General features: G+C 66.0%; 17 protein-coding genes and 1 pseudogene. 12 read left to right on the top strand and 6 right to left on the bottom strand.

Annotation, left to right across the window (positions count from 1 at the left end):
* The first annotated feature begins 149 nt into the window (after positions 1–149).
* The 6 genes from JHD82_RS25110 to JHD82_RS25085 all read left to right on the top strand — a co-directional run bounded on the left by JHD82_RS25110 (position 150) and on the right by JHD82_RS25085 (position 6,089).
* Positions 150–1,364: an Ig domain-containing protein gene (locus tag JHD82_RS25110; RefSeq protein WP_233174882.1), complete on the top strand. Its 1,215-nt coding sequence runs from the start codon at positions 150–152 to the stop codon at positions 1,362–1,364.
* 65 nt (positions 1,365–1,429) lie between these two features.
* Positions 1,430–1,960 (top strand): shikimate kinase, encoded by a 531-nt coding sequence (locus JHD82_RS25105; RefSeq protein WP_013800765.1) that lies wholly within the window; start codon positions 1,430–1,432, stop codon positions 1,958–1,960.
* Between the two features lie 130 nt (positions 1,961–2,090).
* The gene (gene aroB / locus JHD82_RS25100) at positions 2,091–3,209 is read left to right on the top strand and encodes a 3-dehydroquinate synthase (protein WP_199139388.1); all 1,119 of its coding nucleotides are present in this window, start codon (positions 2,091–2,093) and stop codon (positions 3,207–3,209) included.
* Positions 3,210–3,273: 64 nt separating this feature from the next.
* Positions 3,274–4,452, top strand: a complete 1,179-nt coding sequence (locus JHD82_RS25095; protein ID WP_199139386.1) for a deoxyguanosinetriphosphate triphosphohydrolase — start codon at positions 3,274–3,276, stop codon at positions 4,450–4,452.
* A 138-nt stretch (positions 4,453–4,590) separates the two neighbouring features.
* Positions 4,591–5,211, top strand: coding sequence for a DUF1415 domain-containing protein (locus JHD82_RS25090; protein WP_012207370.1), 621 nt, complete (start codon positions 4,591–4,593; stop codon positions 5,209–5,211).
* Positions 5,208–6,089, top strand: coding sequence for an SAM-dependent methyltransferase (locus JHD82_RS25085; protein WP_096913954.1), 882 nt, complete (start codon positions 5,208–5,210; stop codon positions 6,087–6,089). The genes JHD82_RS25090 and JHD82_RS25085 overlap by 4 nt, the downstream gene beginning before the upstream one ends.
* A gap of 20 nt (positions 6,090–6,109) precedes the next feature.
* Here JHD82_RS25085 and JHD82_RS25080 read toward each other — a convergent pair whose 3' ends face one another.
* On the bottom strand, positions 6,110–7,207 hold the full coding sequence (locus JHD82_RS25080) for an MBL fold metallo-hydrolase (protein ID WP_016450981.1): 1,098 nt from the start codon (positions 7,205–7,207) through the stop codon (positions 6,110–6,112).
* Positions 7,208–7,399: 192 nt separating this feature from the next.
* On the opposite strand from JHD82_RS25080, the gene JHD82_RS25075 reads away from it, so the two are divergent.
* From JHD82_RS25075 to JHD82_RS25065, 3 genes are all read left to right on the top strand, one after another.
* Entirely contained in the window at positions 7,400–8,812 is a 1,413-nt protein-coding gene (locus tag JHD82_RS25075; RefSeq protein ID WP_199139384.1) for an alkaline phosphatase, read from the top strand.
* A gap of 38 nt (positions 8,813–8,850) precedes the next feature.
* Positions 8,851–10,368, top strand: coding sequence for an alkaline phosphatase (locus tag JHD82_RS25070; RefSeq protein ID WP_199139382.1), 1,518 nt, complete (start codon positions 8,851–8,853; stop codon positions 10,366–10,368).
* Between the two features lie 95 nt (positions 10,369–10,463).
* Positions 10,464–11,261: a hypothetical protein gene (locus JHD82_RS25065; protein WP_199139380.1), complete on the top strand. Its 798-nt coding sequence runs from the start codon at positions 10,464–10,466 to the stop codon at positions 11,259–11,261.
* Between the two features lie 185 nt (positions 11,262–11,446).
* Here JHD82_RS25065 and JHD82_RS25060 read toward each other — a convergent pair whose 3' ends face one another.
* The 5 genes from JHD82_RS25060 to JHD82_RS25040 all read right to left on the bottom strand — a co-directional run bounded on the left by JHD82_RS25060 (position 11,447) and on the right by JHD82_RS25040 (position 16,063).
* Entirely contained in the window at positions 11,447–12,454 is a 1,008-nt protein-coding gene (locus tag JHD82_RS25060; RefSeq protein ID WP_012207363.1) for a tripartite tricarboxylate transporter substrate binding protein, read from the bottom strand.
* Positions 12,455–12,641: 187 nt separating this feature from the next.
* On the bottom strand, positions 12,642–13,382 hold the full coding sequence (locus JHD82_RS25055; protein WP_012207362.1) for an SDR family NAD(P)-dependent oxidoreductase: 741 nt from the start codon (positions 13,380–13,382) through the stop codon (positions 12,642–12,644).
* A gap of 7 nt (positions 13,383–13,389) precedes the next feature.
* Positions 13,390–14,601, bottom strand: a complete 1,212-nt coding sequence (gene pcaF / locus JHD82_RS25050; protein ID WP_013800774.1) for a 3-oxoadipyl-CoA thiolase — start codon at positions 14,599–14,601, stop codon at positions 13,390–13,392.
* A gap of 74 nt (positions 14,602–14,675) precedes the next feature.
* On the bottom strand, positions 14,676–15,335 hold the full coding sequence (locus tag JHD82_RS25045; protein WP_199139390.1) for a 3-oxoacid CoA-transferase subunit B: 660 nt from the start codon (positions 15,333–15,335) through the stop codon (positions 14,676–14,678).
* A gap of 26 nt (positions 15,336–15,361) precedes the next feature.
* Entirely contained in the window at positions 15,362–16,063 is a 702-nt protein-coding gene (locus JHD82_RS25040; protein WP_012207359.1) for a 3-oxoacid CoA-transferase subunit A, read from the bottom strand.
* An 86-nt stretch (positions 16,064–16,149) separates the two neighbouring features.
* Here JHD82_RS25040 and JHD82_RS25035 point away from each other — a divergent pair, with 86 nt between their 5' ends.
* From JHD82_RS25035 to JHD82_RS25025, 3 genes and pseudogenes are all read left to right on the top strand, one after another.
* Positions 16,150–16,989, top strand: a complete 840-nt coding sequence (locus JHD82_RS25035) for an IclR family transcriptional regulator C-terminal domain-containing protein (RefSeq protein WP_199139378.1) — start codon at positions 16,150–16,152, stop codon at positions 16,987–16,989.
* 55 nt (positions 16,990–17,044) lie between these two features.
* Entirely contained in the window at positions 17,045–17,755 is a 711-nt protein-coding gene (locus JHD82_RS25030; protein ID WP_199139376.1) for a transposase, read from the top strand.
* A 188-nt stretch (positions 17,756–17,943) separates the two neighbouring features.
* Positions 17,944–19,398 (top strand): annotated as a pseudogene (locus JHD82_RS25025) (glutamate synthase subunit alpha); the annotation flags it as partial.

Genomic DNA, 19,398 nt, shown 5'->3' with positions numbered 1-19,398 from the left:
CCCCCCCCCCCCCCCCCCCCCCCCCCCCCCCCCCCCCCCCCCCCCCCCCCTTTTAGATGTGTATAAGAGACAGGGGAAATACTGGTCCTGACATTGGTGCGAATGCGGCATATACAACAACGATGTATGTTGAGGCTCGACAAGGGAACATGCCTATTCCTGGTGGAGATGGTATTTTTCAATGTGCGATGACTGCAGGCCTTGATTCGGCAGTCCTGTATTATCTGGACGGAACGGATAAAAAGGACGATAAAGGAAACATATCGGCCAGCCGTTCCATTGTGTTGGGCTCAAATTCTGGTAGTGCCACTTTCCATTTGCACGCCATAGACAAAGCCGGTGTGGCGAGTGTGACCTGCACGGTAACTGATCCTCGCGATAAGCGTCAGGTGAGCGCTGTTGCCAGTGTCAATATCGGCGGTGCAGCGCAGGGAATTCCCGCCAGCACGCTGGCCGTTACCCAGACGCCTGGCTATCTGGGCTCCCGCGACAACCTCTCCAATCTGCGAAACAACGTCGCACTGGAAGTGAAGGTGGTCGACGACCGCAATCAGCCGGTCACTGGTACCAGTCCCAATGTGCAGGTTCGGATTTTGCCCAGCTCGGCTTATGAAGGTGCGCGCCTGATCTCTGGATCCAAGGCTGGCTCTTCGTTGCAAGTCAATTCGCTCAACGGCATTGCACAGCTGTCGCTTTCCAGTGGCCCCGATAGTGGCGCCATCGTGCTGGAAACGACCGTGGACCGCCGGGACAATGATGTCAGCAATGGCATTCAGGATCCCATCAGGGCCTATACCGTTGTGGGTGTCTATCACGAGATCGCCAAGACGCCTCTGGCCCTGCCTGATGGCTTGAGCATCACGGGTGTCAAGGACCAGCCTCTGGTGTACGGCTTTGCAGCAACAGGCGGCATTCCTCCTTATCGCTGGTCGACACTGGGTGGTGTTCCAGACGGTATGCGCTTGAGCAGCGACGGCGTGCTTTCCGGTACGCCGACGGTGGTCGGAACCTTCAACATGCTGGTACGTGTGCAGGACACACAGGGCACCGTGGTCGACAAGACCGTGACCGTGACCATTGCGGCCCAGGCACCTCTGGCCTTCACTGCACCGACCATCTCTGGCGTACGTGGTGTGGCCCTGGCGTATGCACTGTCGGCAACCGGCGGTACCGCTCCCTACACGTGGGTGAGTCTGGGCGGCACTCCCGAAGGGCTGGCGTTGTCCAGCGACGGCATCTTGTCGGGTACTCCGACAGCGGATGGCACCTTCAACATGATCGTGCGCGTCACGGATGCCGACAACACGGTGATTACAAGGAATGTGGCCATTACGGTGGCCAAGCCGGCAGCCACGACGCCGTAAAGGCGATGCCGTTCGCGGCCATGGGAGATAATTTTGTTTTCCCATGGCCCGTGCGGTAACAGCAAATGGATGTTTCAGGCTTGGTAACCCGGGTGGCCCTGATCGGCCTGCCCGGCTCCGGCAAATCGACCATAGGGCGCCAGCTGGCGCGCCTGTGGTCGATGCGTTTTGTGGATGCGGATCATGTGGTCGAGCAGCGCATAGGCTGCAGCATCCGGGAGTTTTTCGAGCGCGAGGGCGAGCAGGCTTTTCGAGACATGGAGTCGCAGGTCATTGATGAGCTGTCGGCCTCCACATCCAGCCTGCTGCTGTCCACGGGCGGCGGTGTGGTGCTGCGCGAGCAAAACCGACGCCATCTGCATGCGCGCACCCAGGTCTTCTATCTGGATTGCACGCCAGAGGCCATCGCCGCGCGGCTGCGCAACGATGTGACGCGGCCCTTGCTGCAGGTGGAAGACCCGGCGCTGCGCCTGCGGGAGTTGCTGCTGCAACGCGAGCCGCTTTATCTGGAGACGGCTCACTTCGTGATCCAGACATCCGGCCTGTCTGTGGCGCAGGCCGCCCAGCGCATACGCATGCAGGCGGAACTGGCCTGAGCGGCAGCCCGCTGGAACACCAAAGGCCTCGGCACTTGCCGGGGCCTTTTTCTTTAAGATCGGCGGTTGCCGGGCGCGCTGCCGTGTCGCGCAATTCCTTTCACTCTTTCTGCCTTGGAGCGACACCATCTTGCCCACCGCTTCCTCCTTGCCTGCCGCCCAGGTCGTGACCATCGACCTGGGTGACCGTTCCTATCCGATCACCATTGGCACCGGTCTGCTGGACCAGGCCGCGACTTATGCCGCCCTGCCTTCTGCGGCCCAGGCCGTGATCGTCAGCAATGATGTGGTCGCGCCGCTCTATGAGCCCGCACTGCGCCGCGTGCTGGAACAACGCTACCGCAGCGTACGTACCGTGGTGCTGCCCGATGGCGAGGCCCACAAGGACTGGCAGACGCTGAACCTGATCTTTGACGACCTGCTGTCCGGCGGCTGCGACCGCAAGACCGTGCTGTTCGCGCTGGGCGGCGGCGTCATCGGCGACATGACCGGCTTTGCCGCTGCCAGCTACATGCGCGGCGTGCCGTTCGTGCAGGTGCCCACCACGCTGCTGTCCCAGGTGGATTCGTCGGTGGGTGGCAAGACCGCCATCAACCATCCGCTGGGCAAGAACATGATCGGCGCCTTCTACCAGCCGCAGCTGGTGGTTTGCGACCTGGCCTCGCTGGACACGCTGCCCGTGCGCGAACTGAGCGCCGGCCTGGCCGAGGTCATCAAGTACGGGCCGATCGCCGACATGGACTTCCTGGCCTGGCTGGAAGAGAACATGGATGCCTTGCTTGCCCGTGACCGCACTGCGCTGGCACATGCCATCAAGCGCAGCGTGGAGATCAAGGCCTGGGTCGTGGGGCAGGACGAGAAAGAGGCAGGATTGCGCGCCATTCTCAATTTCGGCCACACCTTCGGGCATGCGATCGAGGCCGGCATGGGCTACGGCAACTGGCTGCACGGCGAAGGCGTGGGCGCCGGCATGGTCATGGCGGCCGAGCTGTCGCAGCGCCTTGGCCTGGTGGATGCTGCCTTCGTGCAGAGGTTGCGTGTGCTGATCGCGCGTGCGGGCCTGCCCGTGCGTGGCGCCGTCCTGGACGAAGCCGACAATGCCGGGCGCTATCTGGAGCTGATGCGCGTGGACAAGAAGTCCGAGGCGGGCGAGATCCGCTTCGTTCTCATCGACGGGCCGGGAAAGGCCGTCACGCGCTCGGCGCCCGACGCGCTGGTGCGCGAGGTCATCAACGCCTGCTGCGCCTGATCCGCAGCGCAGGGGGCAAGCAGGAACTGCTAGAGTGGCCTCGTCAGCATGATGAGGCGATCGAATGCAGAAACAGGCCCTGGCCCCCTATGCCTGCAACCCGGCGGTCAGCCGGGGGCGGCGTTTCCCGGAGGCGCCTGCGCCCACGCGCAGCGACTTCCAGCGCGACCGGGACCGCATCGTGCATTCCTCGGCCTTCCGGCGGCTGGTCTACAAGACCCAGGTCTTCGTCAACCATGAAGGCGACCTGTTCCGCACACGGCTGACGCACTCGCTGGAAGTCGCCCAGCTGGGCCGCTCGGTGGCCCGGTCGCTGCAACTGGACGAGGATCTGGTCGAAGCCATCTGCCTGGCCCACGACCTGGGCCACACCCCCTTCGGCCATGCGGGCCAGGATGCGCTCAATGCCTGCATGCAGCCGCACGGCGGCTTCGAGCACAACCTGCAAAGCCTGCGCGTGGTGGATCGGCTGGAGGAGCGCTATCCGGCCTTTGACGGCCTGAACCTGAGCTTCGAGACGCGCGAGGGCATTCTCAAGCATTGCTCGCGCACCAATGCTGAGCATCTGGAGGCGCTGGAGCCCGGTGGTGTGGCCCAGCGCTTTTTGCTGGGCCGGCAGCCTTCGCTGGAGGCCCAGCTGTGCAATCTGGCCGATGCCATTGCCTACAACGCCCATGACGTGGACGATGGCGTGCGCTCCGGCCTGATCACCATGGCCCAGCTGTGCGAGGCCGTTCCCTTATTCGCGCGCTATCACGATGCAACGCTGGCCGAGCATCCCCAACTGGGCATGCCCCTGGCCGAGCGGCGCCTGCTGTACGAAAGCATCCGCCGCATGCTCAGCGACCAGGTCTATGACGTGATCGCCGCCACGCAGCAACGCATTGCTCAGGCGCGGCCCTGTTCGGTCGATGAGGTGCGCGCACAGGCTGGCCCCCTGGTGGGCTTCAGCGATACCATGAGGCAGCAGTCGCTGCAGCTCAAGCAGTTCCTGTTCCGCAATCTCTATCGCCATGAACAGGTGATGAAGACCATGGACGGCGCGCAGCAGGTGGTGGCCGAGCTGTTTGCGGCCTACATGGTGGAGCCCGATCGCATGAAGCCGCGTTTCGTGCAGCGGGCCATGCTGGCCGAGGACGTCTCGGCGCGTGCGCGGGTGGTGGCCGACTTCATCGCCGGGATGACGGATCGCTACGCGGCCCGGGAGCATGAGCTGCTGACAGGCCTGCGCGTGCTGGGCTGAGAAATCCGAGCACCGGCATCGCCCGGGCGGCGCGGCTAGAATGCGGACCCTGCGTGACAGGGCAGGGAAGGGTTCCTGGACGGTTTCGCAATGTCTGGGGGCGCAGTGCCCCCGTTCGCATTTTTGAAGGGCACAGCCATGACCGATACCAACCACGAGATTCGCGCGGCCGAGTTTCCGCCTGTCACCGTGATCGAGGATACGGTGCACTGGCTCGAAAAGGCCGTGATCGGCCTGAACCTGTGCCCTTTCGCCAAGGGCGTGCACATCAAGGGCCAGATCCACTACACGGTCAGCCAAGCCACCGACGCCGAGGGCGTGGCGGCGGATCTGCACCGCGAGCTGGAGGCGCTGGCCGAGGCCTCGCCCGAGAAGCGCGACACCACGCTGCTGATCCTGCCCCATGCGCTGCAGGAGTTCCTGGACTTCAACGACTTCCTCGAAGTGGCCGACGCCATGGTCGAGGAACTGGACCTGGGCGGCATCCTGCAGGTGGCCTCGTTCCATCCGCAGTTCCAGTTCGAGGGCACCGAAGCCGACGACGTCACCAACTGCACCAACCGCTCGCCCTATCCCACGCTGCACCTGCTGCGCGAGGACAGCATAGACAAGGCGGTCGAAGCGTTCCCCGAGGCGGAGTCCATCTACGAGCGCAACATGGAGACGCTGGAGAAGATCGGCATCGAAGGCTGGCTGGACATGGGCGTGGGCGCGCGCTGCCCCGTGGCGCATGCAGCCAAGCCGGGCGCAGCCGAATGAAGGCGCGCCAAGGCAAGCCTGCGGCGAAACCCGAGCAGGATGTGACCGAGCAGCTGGGCCTCAAGCCCGGCCAGTCCATCGAACTGCTCAAGGCGCTGCACATCCTCACGCGCGAAGGCAAGATCAACCAGGACTCGCGGCGCAAGCTCAAGCAGGTCTACCACCTGTACCAGTTCATCGCTCCCATCCTCGAAGAACTGTCGGCCGACGACCATGCGGTCACCCTGGCCGACCACGGTGCCGGCAAGTCCTACCTGGGCTTCATACTCTACGACCTGTATTTCAAGCCGCTGGGGCGCGGCCATATCTACGGCATAGAAACGCGCGCGCCGCTGGTGGAAGCCTCACAGAAGCTGGCCGCCGAGCTGGGCTTCGACCGCATGGGCTTCCTGAACATGTCGGTGGCCGAATCCACGCATGCCGACTTCATGCCTGCGCAATTCGACGTGGTCACGGCCCTGCACGCCTGCGACACCGCCACCGACGATGCCATCGCCTTCGGCCTGGAGAAAAAGGCCAAGGCCATGGTGCTGGTGCCCTGCTGCCAGGCCGAGGTCGCTGCCTGCCTGCGCCAGACCAAGGCGCTGAGCCTGACGCGCACGCCGCTGGCAGAACTGTGGCGCCATCCCATACATACGCGCGAAATGGGCAGCCAGCTCACCAACGTGCTGCGCTGCCTGTACCTGGAGGCCTGTGGCTACCAGGTCACCGTGACCGAGCTGGTGGGCTGGGAGCACAGCATGAAGAACGAGCTGATCATTGCGCGCTACACGGGGCAGAAAAAGCGCAGTGCGGTCGAGCGCATGCGCGCCATCCTGGCGGAGTTCGGCCTGCAGGATGCGATGGCACAACGCTATCCGCTGCTGCAGGCAGCCTGAGCCGGCTGCCTGCAGCAGTCTCAGGCCCCCGCCACGGCGTGGTACCAGGCGATGCCATCGGCATCGATGCTGCGCTCCACCTGCCCTGCATGCATCAGGTGGTTGAGGCAGGCCAGGCTTTCGCCCGTGGCCATGCCCAGCAGGGCGGGGCTGGATTCGCTGATGGGGCGTGAGAACAGGGCGCCGAAGACATCGACGGCGCGACGCGGTTCGGCCAGTGCGGCCAGCAAGCGGGCGTTGGCGCGCTCCTGGCCTGCGGCCAGCGAATCGATCCGTGCATGCAAGCCGCGAAAGCAATCGCCATGCGCGGGCAGGACGAGCACATCGTCGGGCACTTCGCGCCTGACCTTTTCCAGAGAATCCATCCAGTCGGCCATGGGGTTGGCGTCTGGCTCCATGGCATGGACCGAGACGTTGGACGAGATGCGCGGCAGCACCTGGTCGCCCGAGATCAACAGCTTGAGATCGGGGCAGTAGAGGCTGGCGTGCTCGGGCGAGTGGCCGCTGCCGACCACCACGCGCCACAGGTGCTTTCCTATGCGCAGTTCCTCGCCGTCGTGCAGGCGGCGGTAGCTGTCGGGCAGGGCGTGGATGTGCTTGCCGAAGTTGCCGAAGCGGGCGCGGTAGGACTCCAGCGCGCTGTCACTCCAGCCTGCGCGGCGGTAGAAGGCGATGGCGTCGGGCGGCGCCTCGCGGCTGCAGTCCGAGACCACGACGCGGCAGTTGAGGTACTCCAGGCGCGTCATGTACAGCGGCACATGGAACTTGCGCGTCAGCCAGCCGGCCAGGCCCACATGGTCGGGGTGCATGTGGGTGACCAGCACGCGCGTCAGCGAGCGGCCGTCGGTGGATTGGGAGAACAGCGCGCGCCAGGTGGCCACGCCTTCGTCGGTGCGCGCACCGGTATCGACGATGGCCCAGCCCTGGCCGTCATCGATGGCCCAGAGATTGATGTGATCCAGCGCATAGGGCAGGGGCATGCGTATCCAGAGCACGCCGGGTGCGACCTCCAGCGTCTGCCCGCGCTGCGGTGGCGCCTCGAACGGGTAGTCGAGCACCGGCTTGGGCGGCGCATCCGTGGCGTGCGAGGCGATCGGGGCTTGGGCTTTCTGGTCCATGGGGTTCCTTGTTCAGTCGCTGGGGTGGCTGGGTGCTCCCCGGCTGGCAGCGCATCCCCACAACGATACGCCTGCCGCTGCTGCCCTGCTGTCACGGGCTCGTCACAGGCCGCTCCTACAGTGCACGGGTCAATCAACAGGGGGAGGGCGCGGCCGTGCTGCGGGGTCCCCTGCCTACAGAGGGATATCCGCATGAAATTGAAGATGTTGTGCAGCGCGCTGGCTGGTGCCTCGCTGCTGTTGAGCGCCTGTGGCGGCAGCGACGGTTCGTCCGCAGCCGCTCCGACCAAGAACGTGCTGTTCTTCCTGGGCGATGGCATGGGCATCACCACCATGACCGCCGCGCGCATCTACAGCGTGGGAGAAGACGGTGAGCTGACCATGGACAAGCTGCCCGAGACGGCCTTCGTCCACACCTTCTCGAACGACGCCCAGGTGACGGACAGCGCGCCCTCGATGGCCGCCTACATGACCGGCGTGAAGATGAACAACGAAGTCATCTCCATGACGCCCGACACCAAGGCCACGGACGCTGCGGGCAAGGCCTATCACACCAACTACGACAGCACCTGCCCCAGCGGCAACGGCCAGGCCGTTCCCACGCTGCTCGAGCAGATGAAGTCCGCCGGCTACGGCACGGGCGTGGTCTCCACCGCGCGCATCACGCATGCCACGCCGGCAACCACCTACTCGCACGTCTGCCACCGCGATGCGGAGAACACCATCGCCGCGGCCCTGGTGCCCGGCGGCTCCGGCTACAACAGCAAGCTCGGTGACGGCGTGGACGTGATCCTGGGAGGCGGCTCCTACTACTTCACGCCCAAGGCCGACGGCGGCCGCCGCAACGACAGCCGCAACCTGATCGCCGAGTTCAAGACGCAAAAGTACAGCTACGCCGCCAACAAGAGCGAGTTCGACAAGCTGCCCGTGGACGGCAGCAAGATCGCCGGCCTGTTCACCAAGGACCACATGGCCTATGACCTGGACCGCGATGCGACCAAGGAACCGAGCCTGGCCGAGATGACCGGCAAGGCCATCGACGCACTGTCGGCCAAGAAGAAGGGCTTCTTCCTGATGGTGGAAGGCGGCCGCATCGACCATGCGCTGCACGCCACCAACGCGCGCCGCGCGCTGCAGGATACGGTGGCCTTCGACAACGCCATCCAGACCGCGCTGGACAAGATGGCCAAGCTCGATCCGGGCCTGAAGAACACGCTGATCGTCGTCACCGCCGACCATGACCACACGCTACACCTGAATGGCTATTCCGCGCGCACCGGCAAGACCGAGGCCGGCAAGCCCGGCGTGCTGGGCCTGGTCAAGAACTACGTGGACGGCAAGGCCTCCACGGATGTGGATGGCAATCCCTACACCATCCTGGGCTTCGGCAACGGTCCCAAGCGCCTAGCCACGCGGGGTCCCATCGACGCGGCGTCGCTGGAAAGCCCCGACTACCTGCAGGAGGCCGTGGTGCCCCTGGCCTCCGAAACCCACGGCGGCGGCGACGTGTTCCTGGGCGCGCAAGGCATGGGTGCCGATACGTTCTCGGGCGTGATCGACAACACCACCGTCTTTACGCTGATCAAGAAGAGCATCGGCTTGTGATGCCGCACGCTGCAATCAAGGCACTCAAGGAATTCCACATGCATCCGATCCTCCAAAAGACCTCCCTCGCCCTGGCTGCGGCCGGCGCGCTGGCGCTGCTGGCACCTGCCGCCCATGCGGCTGGCGAGGCCAAGAACGTCATCTTCTTCCTCGGCGACGGCATGGGCCCGGTCACCGTGACCGCCGCGCGCATCTACAAGGGCGAGAAGCAGCTGGCTGCCAATCCCACGGCACTGACCAGCAGCGAGCGCGCCACGCTGACCATGCAGTCCCTGCCTTACGCCAGCCGCGTCAAGACCTTCTCGCGCGATGGCCAGACCACGGACAGCGCGCCTTCGATGGCGGCCTACATGACCGGCGTGAAGATGAACAACGAAGTCATCTCCATGTCGGCCGAGACCCTGGCCTATGCGGCCAACGGCCAGCAGTACATCAACGGCGAGGACACCACCTGCCCGGCCGGCAACGGCCAGCCCGCGCAGACCCTGCTGGAACTGTCCAAGGCCAAGGGCCGCGCCGTGGGCGCCATCTCCACCACGCGCGTGGGCCATGCGACGCCTGCGGCCACCTACGCCCACATCTGCAACCGCAATGGCTACAACAGCATTGCCGAGCAGTCCGTGCCCGGCCATGCCAACTACAACGCCAAGCTGGGCGACGGCATCGACGTGCTCATGGGCGGCGGCCAGCGCAACTACCTGCCCAAGTCGGTCAACCCCAGCAGCAAGCGCACGGACACGGCCAACCTCGTGGACATGATGAAGGCCAAGGGCTACGCCTATGTCGCCAAGGGCAGCGAGCTGTCGGCCCTGGACGCGACCAAGGCCCCCAAGCTGCTGGGCCTGTTCACGCAAAGCGAAATGGCCTACGAGCTGGACCGCGTCAAGCAAAAGCTGGATGAGCCCAGCCTGGCCGACATGACCGGCAAGGCGCTGGACGTGCTCAGCCGCAATGACAAGGGCTTCTTCCTGATGGTGGAAGGCGGCCGCATCGACCACGCACTGCACGGCACCAATGCCAAGCGCGCGCTGGAAGACACGCTGGCCTTCGACCGCGCCATCGAGACCGCCATGGCCTACATGGAAAAGAAGGACCCGGGCCTGAAGAACACGCTGATCGTGGTCACCGCCGATCACGACCACAACATGGTGTTCAACGGCTACTCCAAGATCGGCAACCCGATCCTGGGCAAGGTGCAGGACTACCAGACCGGCCAGATGGCCAAGGCCCAGGACGGCAAGCCCTACACCACGCTGGCCTTCGGCAACGGCGGACGTCCCAACGCCACGGCCTCCAGCCAGGTCAATGCCGAAGATGGCAACAAGCCCTGGATCGCGCCCACGCGTGGCGCCTCGCGCGACGATGTGACGTCCTTGGACACCACGGACGACAACTACCTGCAGGAAGTCGGCCTGAACCTGGGCACGCCGGGTTCCGAGACCCATGGCGGCGGCGACGTGATGCTGTTCGCCGGCGGCGCGGGCGCCAAGATCTTCAAGGGCACGATGGACAACACCAAGGTGTTCTCCAAGGTCCGCGAAGCCGCTGGCCTGTAATTGTTTCTTCCTTCGTTGGCTGCTTGCCAACCCCTGGCCGGAGCCGTGGCACACGCGTGTGCCCGGCCCCGGTTTTTTCGCATTGGCTGGATTCCATGACGCTTTCCCTTCCGGCGCCGCGCGCGGCGCGCCACATCTACGCGGCCGCGCTGCTGGCCTGTTCCGTCTCCGCAGCATGGGCCGCCGAGCCGGCCAAGGCGGCGGCATCCGCACCCACGGCCGCAGTCCCCGCTGATTCCGTGGCCCGCACCACGGCCGCCGTGCAGGCCACGCCCGAGGCCGACCTGCGCATCACCTACGAAGCCATGAGCGTGGGCAGCGACGGCGTGCAGCGCAGCAGCGTCTATACCAACCGCGTCTATCGCCGCAAGGCCCAGCTGTGGATAGAGCGCGAAATGCCCGTCGCCCTGCGCCAGAGCCAGGAGCACGGCCATGACCATGCCCACGGCCCACACGCCGGCCACGCCCATGACGAGGCCCGCGCCGCACCCCTGTCCATCCGCCGCGCCGATGACGGCAAGGTCGGCGTGGAAGTCATCCTGGCCAAGCTGCGCCGCGTGATCAGCGTGGACCTGGCCCACCACGGCAACGTGGGCTACGGCGGCTCCTTCGACAACGTGTACTGGATCGTGCCTCCCACCGCGCTGCAAGGCATGGAGCGCGTGGGCAAGCTGCACAACGGCGTGCAGCGCTACCGCGGCACGGCAGGCGAGCAGACCACCGTCATCGACTGGGACGTGGCCAACCAGTTCGCCCGCCGCGTGGAACGCAGCGACTCCCACGGCACCGAGCGCATCGTCGTCACCGCCACCAAGCTGCCCGCACCGCTGGCCCAGCCCTGGAAGGCCATCGAAGGCTACGACAAGGGTGATTACTCCGACTTGCTGGATTGAACCCCAGCCCCCAACGCAAAAGAGCTGCCCGAAGGCAGCTCTTTTTTATTCCCCATTTCAATGCTCAAACGCATGGCGCTGGAAACCGGCGCAGCCTGACACCAGGGGCGCCGAGCAAGAGCCGCCTCGCGGCGATGGCGCCGTCCCCCTTCAGGGGGAAGCCGCGCAGCGGCTCAGGGGGTACGTCAGACTTGCGCTCCGGAGTCTTTTACGACCTTGCTCCACTTCGTCGATTCGGCCTTGATGTAGGCGAGGAATTCGGCCGGCGTGTCGATCACGACATCACCGCCCTGGTCGTTGATCTTCTTGACCACGGCCGGGTCCTTGAGCACCTTGGCAATGGCCGTGTACAGGCGCTGCTGCACGGCGGCGGGCGTCTTGGCCTGGGTCCAGAGGCCGAACCACGAAGTGGCCTCGTAGCCGGGCACGCCGGCTTCGGCCACGGTTGGCACATCGGGCAGTTCGGGCGAGCGCTTGGCCGTGGTCACGGCGATGGGACGCAGCTTGCCCGAGCGCACATGCTGGATGGCCGAGGGCATGTTGTCGAACATGATGGCGATCTGGTTGCCCAGCAGGTCGGTGATGGCCGGGGCGCTGCCCTTGTAGGGCACGTGCACCATGTCCAGGCCCGTCATGGAGCGGAACAGCTCGCCCGACAGGTGGATGGAGCTGCCGCTGCCCGAGGAGCCGTAGTTCAGCTTGCCGGGATTGGCGCGCGCGTAGGCGATCATTTCCTTGACGGTCTTGAACGGCTGGCTGGGGTGGGCCACCAGCAGGTTGGGCACGTTGGCCACGCGCGTCAGGGGCGAGAAGTCCTTGATGGGGTCGAAGCCGGGCTTGGCGTAGAGCGCGGCATTGATGGCATGCGTGCCCACGGTGCCCATGAACAGCGTGTAGCCGTCGGCCGGCGCACGCGCGGCGGCCACGGCGCCGATGTTGCCGCCAGCGCCGGGCTTGTTGTCCACGATCACGGTCTGGCCCAGTTCCTGCTGCAGCGCCTGGGCGACGATGCGCGCCAGGATGTCGGTGGTGCCGCCAGCGGCAAAGGGCACGAGGATGGTGATGGGCTTGCTGGGAAAGCCGTCCTGGGCCAGGGCGGCGGTGCCGGACAGGGCGCCGAGCGCGGTCAGGGATGCGGCGGCCAGCGCCTGCAGGCCACGGCGGCGGGTGAAGTGAGTGGTTTGATCGGACATCGAGAGGTCTCCTGATTCGGCAATAAGGTGGATGGCCCAGCCCGGCAACGCCGGGCTTGGCCAGGGCAAGGCCCTGTGTGGCGCCCGCCTGTGCAGGCGGGCGCTTCCAGTGGTTCTTCTTTAAGGGTGTTGTGCCTGGGAAGGCGTTCGGTCAGACGGTCGGTCCGACGTTCGTTCAGACGTTCGGTCAGACGGGCGCCACGCCCAGCGTGGTGCCGCCGCAGATGTAGAGCACCTGGCCGGTGACGAAGCCGTTGTCGGGCGACAGGAAGAACAGCGCGGCGCGGGCCACGTCCTCCGGTGTGCCCATGCGGCCCACGGCAATGCTGTTGAGGATGCGCTGGGTCTGCGGCGCGCCTTCGGGGTTGCTCTTGGTGAATAGCTCGGTGGCGATGGGGCCCGGGCCCAGGGCGTTGACCGTGATGCGGTCGCGGCCCAGTTCCATGGCCAGGGTGCGCGTCAGGCCGATCAGGCCCGCCTTGGTCGCCGAGTAGACGATGCGGTCGGGCTTGCCCAGCGCGGCGCGCGAGGACATGTTCACGATGCGGCCCTCGCCGCAGGCACGCAGCGTGGGCAGGAAGGCCTGCACCAGCAGCATGGGCGCGCGCAGGTGCAGTCCCACCACGTCGTCGAGATGCTGGGTACTGGCGTTGTCGATGGTGCCGGGGCGCGTGGCGCCCGCGTTGTTGACCAGGGCGACCACGTTGTGCGCGGCGGCAATGCGGGCCGCCGCCTCGGCGGTGGCCTGCTCGCTAGTCAGGTCGGCCTGGTAGCTCACCAGCAGAGGGTGGCTCCATTCGGGCAGCACGTAGTCGAGGTTGACCACGGCGCGGCCCTGGGCCAGCAGGGCCTCGGCGATGGCACGGCCAATGCCGTTGCTGGCGCCGCTGACCACGGTGACGGGTGTCTTGTTATCCACGGTGCTCATCGCAGTCTCAGACCTTTTCCAGGATCACGGCAATGCCCTGGCCCACGCCGATGCACATGGTGCACAGCGCGTAGCGGCCGCCCAGCGTGTGCAACTGGTTCACGGCGGTGGTGGCCAGGCGCGCGCCGGAGGCACCCAGCGGATGGCCCAGCGCAATGGCGCCGCCCCATTGGTTGACGCGGCGGTCGTCGTCGGCAATGCCCAGATCGCGCAGCACGGCCAGGCCCTGCGCGGCGAAGGCTTCGTTCAGCTCGATCACGTCCATCTGCTCCAGCGTCAGGCCGGTCAGGGCCAGCACCTTGCGCACGGCGGGCGCCGGGCCGAAGCCCATGATGCGCGGGGCCACGCCGGCCACGGCCATGCCGACCACGCGGGCGCGCGGCACCAGGTTGTATTGCTGGGCGGCTTCCTCGTTGGCCAGCAGCAGGGCGCAGGCGCCGTCGTTCACGCCGCTGGCATTGCCGGCCGTCACCGTGCCATCCGGGCGCACCACGCCCTTGAGCTTGGCCAGCGCCTCGATGGTGGTGGCGCGCGGATGTTCGTCCTGGCTCACCACGATGGCGTCGCCCTTTTTCTGGGCAATGGACACGGACACGATTTCCTTGGCCAGGTAGCCGGCCGCGATGGCGGCGGCGGCCTTTTGCTGGCTGGCCAGGGCCATGCGGTCCTGGGCTTCGCGCTCGATCTTGAAGTCGTCGGCCACGTTCTCGGCCGTCTCGGGCATGGAGTCCACGCCGTACTGCTGCTTCATCAGCTTGTTGACGAAGCGCCAGCCGATGGTGGTGTCGTACACGGCGTTGCTGCGGCTGAAGGCGCTTTCGGCCTTGGGCATGACGAAGGGCGCGCGGCTCATGCTTTCCACGCCGCCCGCGATCATCAGGCGGGCCTCGCCCGCCTTGATGGCGCGCGCGGCCGTGCCCACGGCGTCCAGGCCCGAGCCGCACAGGCGGTTGATGGTGGCGCCTGGCACATCGATGGGCAGGCCGGCCAGCAGGGCGGACATGCGTGCCACGTTGCGGTTGTCTTCGCCGGCCTGGTTGGCGCAGCCGTAGAGCACGTCGGCCACGGCCGTCCAGTCCACGCCGGGGTTGCGCTCCATCAGCGCCTTGATCGGCACGGCGCCGAGGTCATCGGCACGCACCGGGGACAGGGCGCCACCGTAGCGGCCGAAGGGGGTGCGGATGGCGTCGCAGATGAAGGCCTGGTTGGACTGGCTCATGGTGTCTCCTGGAAAAAGAATGAAGAGGTGCCGGGGTGCGCCGCAGCGCACCCACTGGGTGGGGAGCTGAGGGATCAGGCCGTGGCCGTCGCGTCCTTGATGGGCAGGCCCACGATGGACTGCAGCTCGGCGTGCGAGAGGCCGGGCACGGTGTCGATCAGGCGCAGGCCCTCGGGCGTGCATTCCAGCGTGCACAGGTCGGTGTAGATGCGCTTGACGCAGGACAGGCCCGTGAGCGGATAGCTGCAGGCCTCGACGACCTTGCATTCGCCGGTCTTGGTCAGCAGGTCCATCATCACCCAGGTCTGGCGTGCACCCACGGCCAGGTCCATGGCGCCGCCCACGGCGGGAATGGCACCGGCCTCGCCCGTGCTCCAGTTGGCCAGGTCGCCCGTGGCCGAGACCTGGAAGGCGCCCAGCACGCAGATGTCAAGGTGGCCGCCGCGCATCATGGCGAAGCTGTCGGCATGGTGGAAGTAGCAGCCGCCCGGCAGCAGGGTGACGGGCTGCTTGCCGGCATTGGTCAGGTCATAGTCCTCCTGGCCTTCGGCGGGCGACGGGCCCATGCCCAGGATGCCGTTCTCGCTTTGCAGGATGACCTCGCGGCCGGCCGGGATGTGGTTGGCCACCTGGGTGGGCATGCCGATGCCCAGGTTGACATAGGCGCCGTCGAAGATGTCTTCGGCCACGCGCCGGGCCAGCTCTTGCTTGCTGCGTTTCTGGTAGCTGCTCATGCTCTTGCTTTCGGCGGTTGGGGCGCTCATGCGGTTTTCTTGAAGCCGCCGGCCTGGGTGGCCACGCGGTCGATCTTCACGATCTGGCTCACGTAGATGCCGGGCGTGACCACGGCCTCGGGGTCCAGCGCGCCCAGCTCCACGATCTCGTGCACGGTGGCGATCGTGTGCTTGGCCGCCGTGGCCATCACGGGCCCGAAGTTGCGGGCCGACATGCGGTAGGTCAGGTTGCCCCAGCGGTCGCCCTTCTCGGCCTTGACCAGTGCCACGTCGCCGTGGATGGGATGCTCCAGCACATAGTGCTTGCCGTTGATCTCGCGCGTTTCCTTGCCGTTGGCCAGCTCCGTGCCATAGGCCGTGGGGCAGAAGAAGCCGCCGATGCCGGCGCCGGCGGCGCGCAGGCGCTCGGCCAGGTTGCCCTGGGGCACGAGTTCCAGCTCGATCTTGCCGCTGCGGTACAGGTCGTCGAACACCCAGCTGTCCACCTGGCGGGGGAAGCTGCAGATGATCTTGCGCACCTGGCCGCTCTTGAGCAGGGCGGCTAGGCCCTGGTCTCCGTTGCCCGCGTTGTTGTTGACCACGGTCAGCTCGCGTGCGCCTTGGGCGATCAGGCCGTCGATGAGTTCGGTGGGATTGCCCGAGGTGCCGAAGCCCCCGATCAGCACGGTGGAGCCGTCCTGGACGCCCGACAACGCCTCGGCGATGGTGTCGGTGATTTTGTTGATCACTTGCTTGTCTCCGGTATGCAGGCCGCTGGCGCTGCGCTAAAATGTTCGTATGTAGAACAAAAGTTCGCAGAAAGAATTATAGAGCCATGGAAAAAAATGCTGCTTCCGTAATTTCCACAGGTGGGGCCGAAGAAGAGGGCGGCACGCCGCGCCCCGGCGACAGCTATGTGCAGTCCTTTGCGCGCGGCCTGGGCGTGATCCGCTCGTTCAGCGCCGAGGCGCCTGCGCAGACGCTCAGCGAGGTGGCGGCGCGCACGGGGCTCACGCGCGCGGGCGCCCGGCGCATCCTGCTGACGCTGCAGACGCTGGGCTATGTGAAGAGCGACGGCAAGCTGTTCCAGCTCACGCCGCGCATCATGGAACTGGGCTTTGCCTACCTCAGCTCCACCCCGGTCTGGAACCTGGCCGAGCCCGTGATGGAAAACCTGGTCGACGAGGTCAAGGAGTCCTGCTCGGCCGCCGTGCTCGATGGGGGCGACATCGTCTATGTGCTGCGCGTGCACACCCACAAGATCATGAGCACCAACCTCAGCGTGGGCTCGCGCCTGCCGGCCTGCTGGACCTCGATGGGGCGCGTGCTGCTGGCCGGCGAGAGCGATGAATCCCTGCAGGCCCTGCTGGATGCGCGCGAGCGCCGGCAGTTCACGGCCCTGACCGAGCAGGATGATGACCGCCTTCGCCAGCGCATTCTGGAGGTGCGCGCCCAGGGCTGGGCCCTGGTGGACCAGGAACTGGCCGAAGGCCTGATCTCCATCGCGGCACCCGTGAAGAACGCGGCCGGGCGCACCGTGGCCGCGCTCAACATCAGCGGCCAGGCCAACCGCAACAGCGCCGAGATGATGCGCGGGCAACTCCTGCCCCGGCTGCTGGCCGCCACGCAGCTGGTGAGCCAATTGCTCAGGGCCTCATCGCGGCTTTCCCTGTAGGGCGGCGGGCGGCGCGGCGCTCCATAATTGCCGATCCACGCCCCGCACTCGCACCATGGCTCGCCTGCCCCGACTCACTCTTGCGGATCTGCCGCACCACATCATCCAGCTCGGCAACAACGGCGGGGACATCTTCATCGATGCCCAGGACCGGGAAACCATGCTGGGGCTGCTGCGCGAGATGGCGCGCAGCTGCGAGCTGGCCGTGCATGCCTACGTGCTGCTGCCCAGCCAGTTCCACCTGCTGGCCACGCCCCGCACCGGCGATGGCCTGCCCAAGTTCATGCAGGCCGTGGGCCGGCGCTATGTGCGCTACTTCAACGACCGCCACGGCCGCAGCGGCACGCTGTGGGAAGGCCGCTATCGCGGCACGGTGCTGCAGCCCAGCTGGCTGCTGCCCACCATGGTCTTCATGGACGACAGCCCCGTGCGCGCTGGCCTGGTCCAGCGGCCGGCCGACTGGCCCTGGTCCAGCTACGCGCACAACGCCGGCCTGCGCAGCGACGCGCTGATCCAGCCGCATGCCGTGTTCTGGGAACTGGGCAACACCCCGTTTGCGCGGGATGCGGCCTATGTGGAAGCCGTGGAAGAGGGGGTTGGCATCGATGACGCCGAGCGCATCAGCCAGTCGGCGCTGCGGGGTTGGGCGCTGGGCGATGAGCAATTCATTGCCGATTTACAACAGCGCACCGAGCGCCGCGTGACCCGCCAGCGCGCCGGCCGTCCGCCCGGACGGACCAATGAGCGCACCACAACAGTGCGTTAGTACCCACTGATGGCCTGCAAGTGCTTGATTCCTCACTGCAGGCCTTTGTGAAATAAATATGTCCCTTATTAATTTCCGATTTTTTTGTTCTGGAATTAATTGGGATCTGACCCTTATATAAATTTATTGCATGAGGTGATGCCTTGCCTTAATCTTGCGTTCCCTGCGAAAAATTTGAGGATTCCGCCATGACGACGGCTGCCGAGATCAAGCATCTCCAAGACCACGGTCTGTACTCCAAGAGCAACGAGCACGACGCCTGCGGCCTCGGCTTTGTTGCACATATCAAGGGCGTCAAGCGCCATGACATCGTCACCGGCGCGCTCAAGATCCTCGAAAACATCGACCATCGCGGCGCCGTGGGCGCCGACAAGCTCATGGGCGATGGCGCGGGCATTCTGATCCAGATTCCCGACCAGCTCTACCGCGAAGAGATGGCAAAGCAGGGCGTGGCCCTGCCGCCCGCGGGCGAGTATGGCGTGGGCATGATCTTCCTGCCCAAGGAGCATGCCTCGCGCCTGGCCTGCGAGCAGGAGATGGAGCGCGCCATCAAGGCCGAAGGCCAGGTCCTGCTGGGCTGGCGCGATGTGCCCGTGAACCGCGACATGCCCATGTCGCCCACGGTCCAGGAAAAGGAACCCATCCTGCGCCAGGTCTTCATCGGCCGCGGCGCCGACGTGATCGTGCAGGACGCGCTGGAGCGCAAGCTGTACGTGATCCGCAAGACCGCCAGCGCCGCCATCCAGAACCTCAAGCTCAAGCACAGCAAGGAATACTACGTTCCCAGCATGAGCAGCCGCACCGTGGTCTACAAGGGCCTGCTGCTGGCCGACCAGGTGGGCGTGTACTACAACGACCTGTCCGACGAGCGCTGCGTCTCGGCCATCGGCCTGGTGCACCAGCGCTTCTCGACCAACACCTTCCCCGAGTGGCCGCTGGCCCACCCCTACCGCTACGTGGCCCACAACGGTGAAATCAACACCGTGCGCGGCAACTACAACTGGATGCTGGCGCGCGAGGGCGTGATGGCCTCGCCCGTGCTGGCCGAGGACCTCAAGAAGCTCTATCCCATCAGCTTCGCAGGCCAGTCCGACACGGCAACGTTCGACAACTGCCTGGAACTGCTGACCATGGCCGGCTACCCCATCAGCCAGGCCGTGATGATGATGATTCCCGAGCCCTGGGAGCAGCACGAGTCCATGGACGAGCGCCGCCGCGCCTTCTATGAATACCACGCCGCCATGATGGAGCCCTGGGACGGCCCGGCCTCCATCGTGTTCACCGACGGCCGCCAGATCGGCGCCACGCTGGACCGCAACGGCCTGCGCCCCTCGCGCTACGTGATCACCGATGACGACCTGGTCATCCTGGCGTCCGAGGCCGGCGTGCTGCCCGTGCCCGACAGCTCCATCGTGCGCAAGTGGCGCCTGCAGCCCGGCAAGATGCTGCTGATCGACCTGGAGCAGGGCCGCCTGATCGAGGACGACGAGCTCAAGGCCAACATCGTCAACACCAAGCCCTACAAGCAGTGGATCGAGAACCTGCGCATCAAGCTGGGCAGCGTGGGCAGTGACACCCATGCCGGCCCCGAGGCCGCCAGCCTGCCGCTGCTCGAGCGCCAGCAGGCCTTCGGCTTCACGCAG

The sequence above is a fragment of the Delftia sp. ASV31 genome (assembly GCF_016428765.1).
GTDB classification, from domain to species: Bacteria; Pseudomonadota; Gammaproteobacteria; order Burkholderiales; family Burkholderiaceae_C; genus Comamonas; species Comamonas acidovorans.
This window is presented reverse-complemented; position numbering and strand designations above follow the sequence as displayed.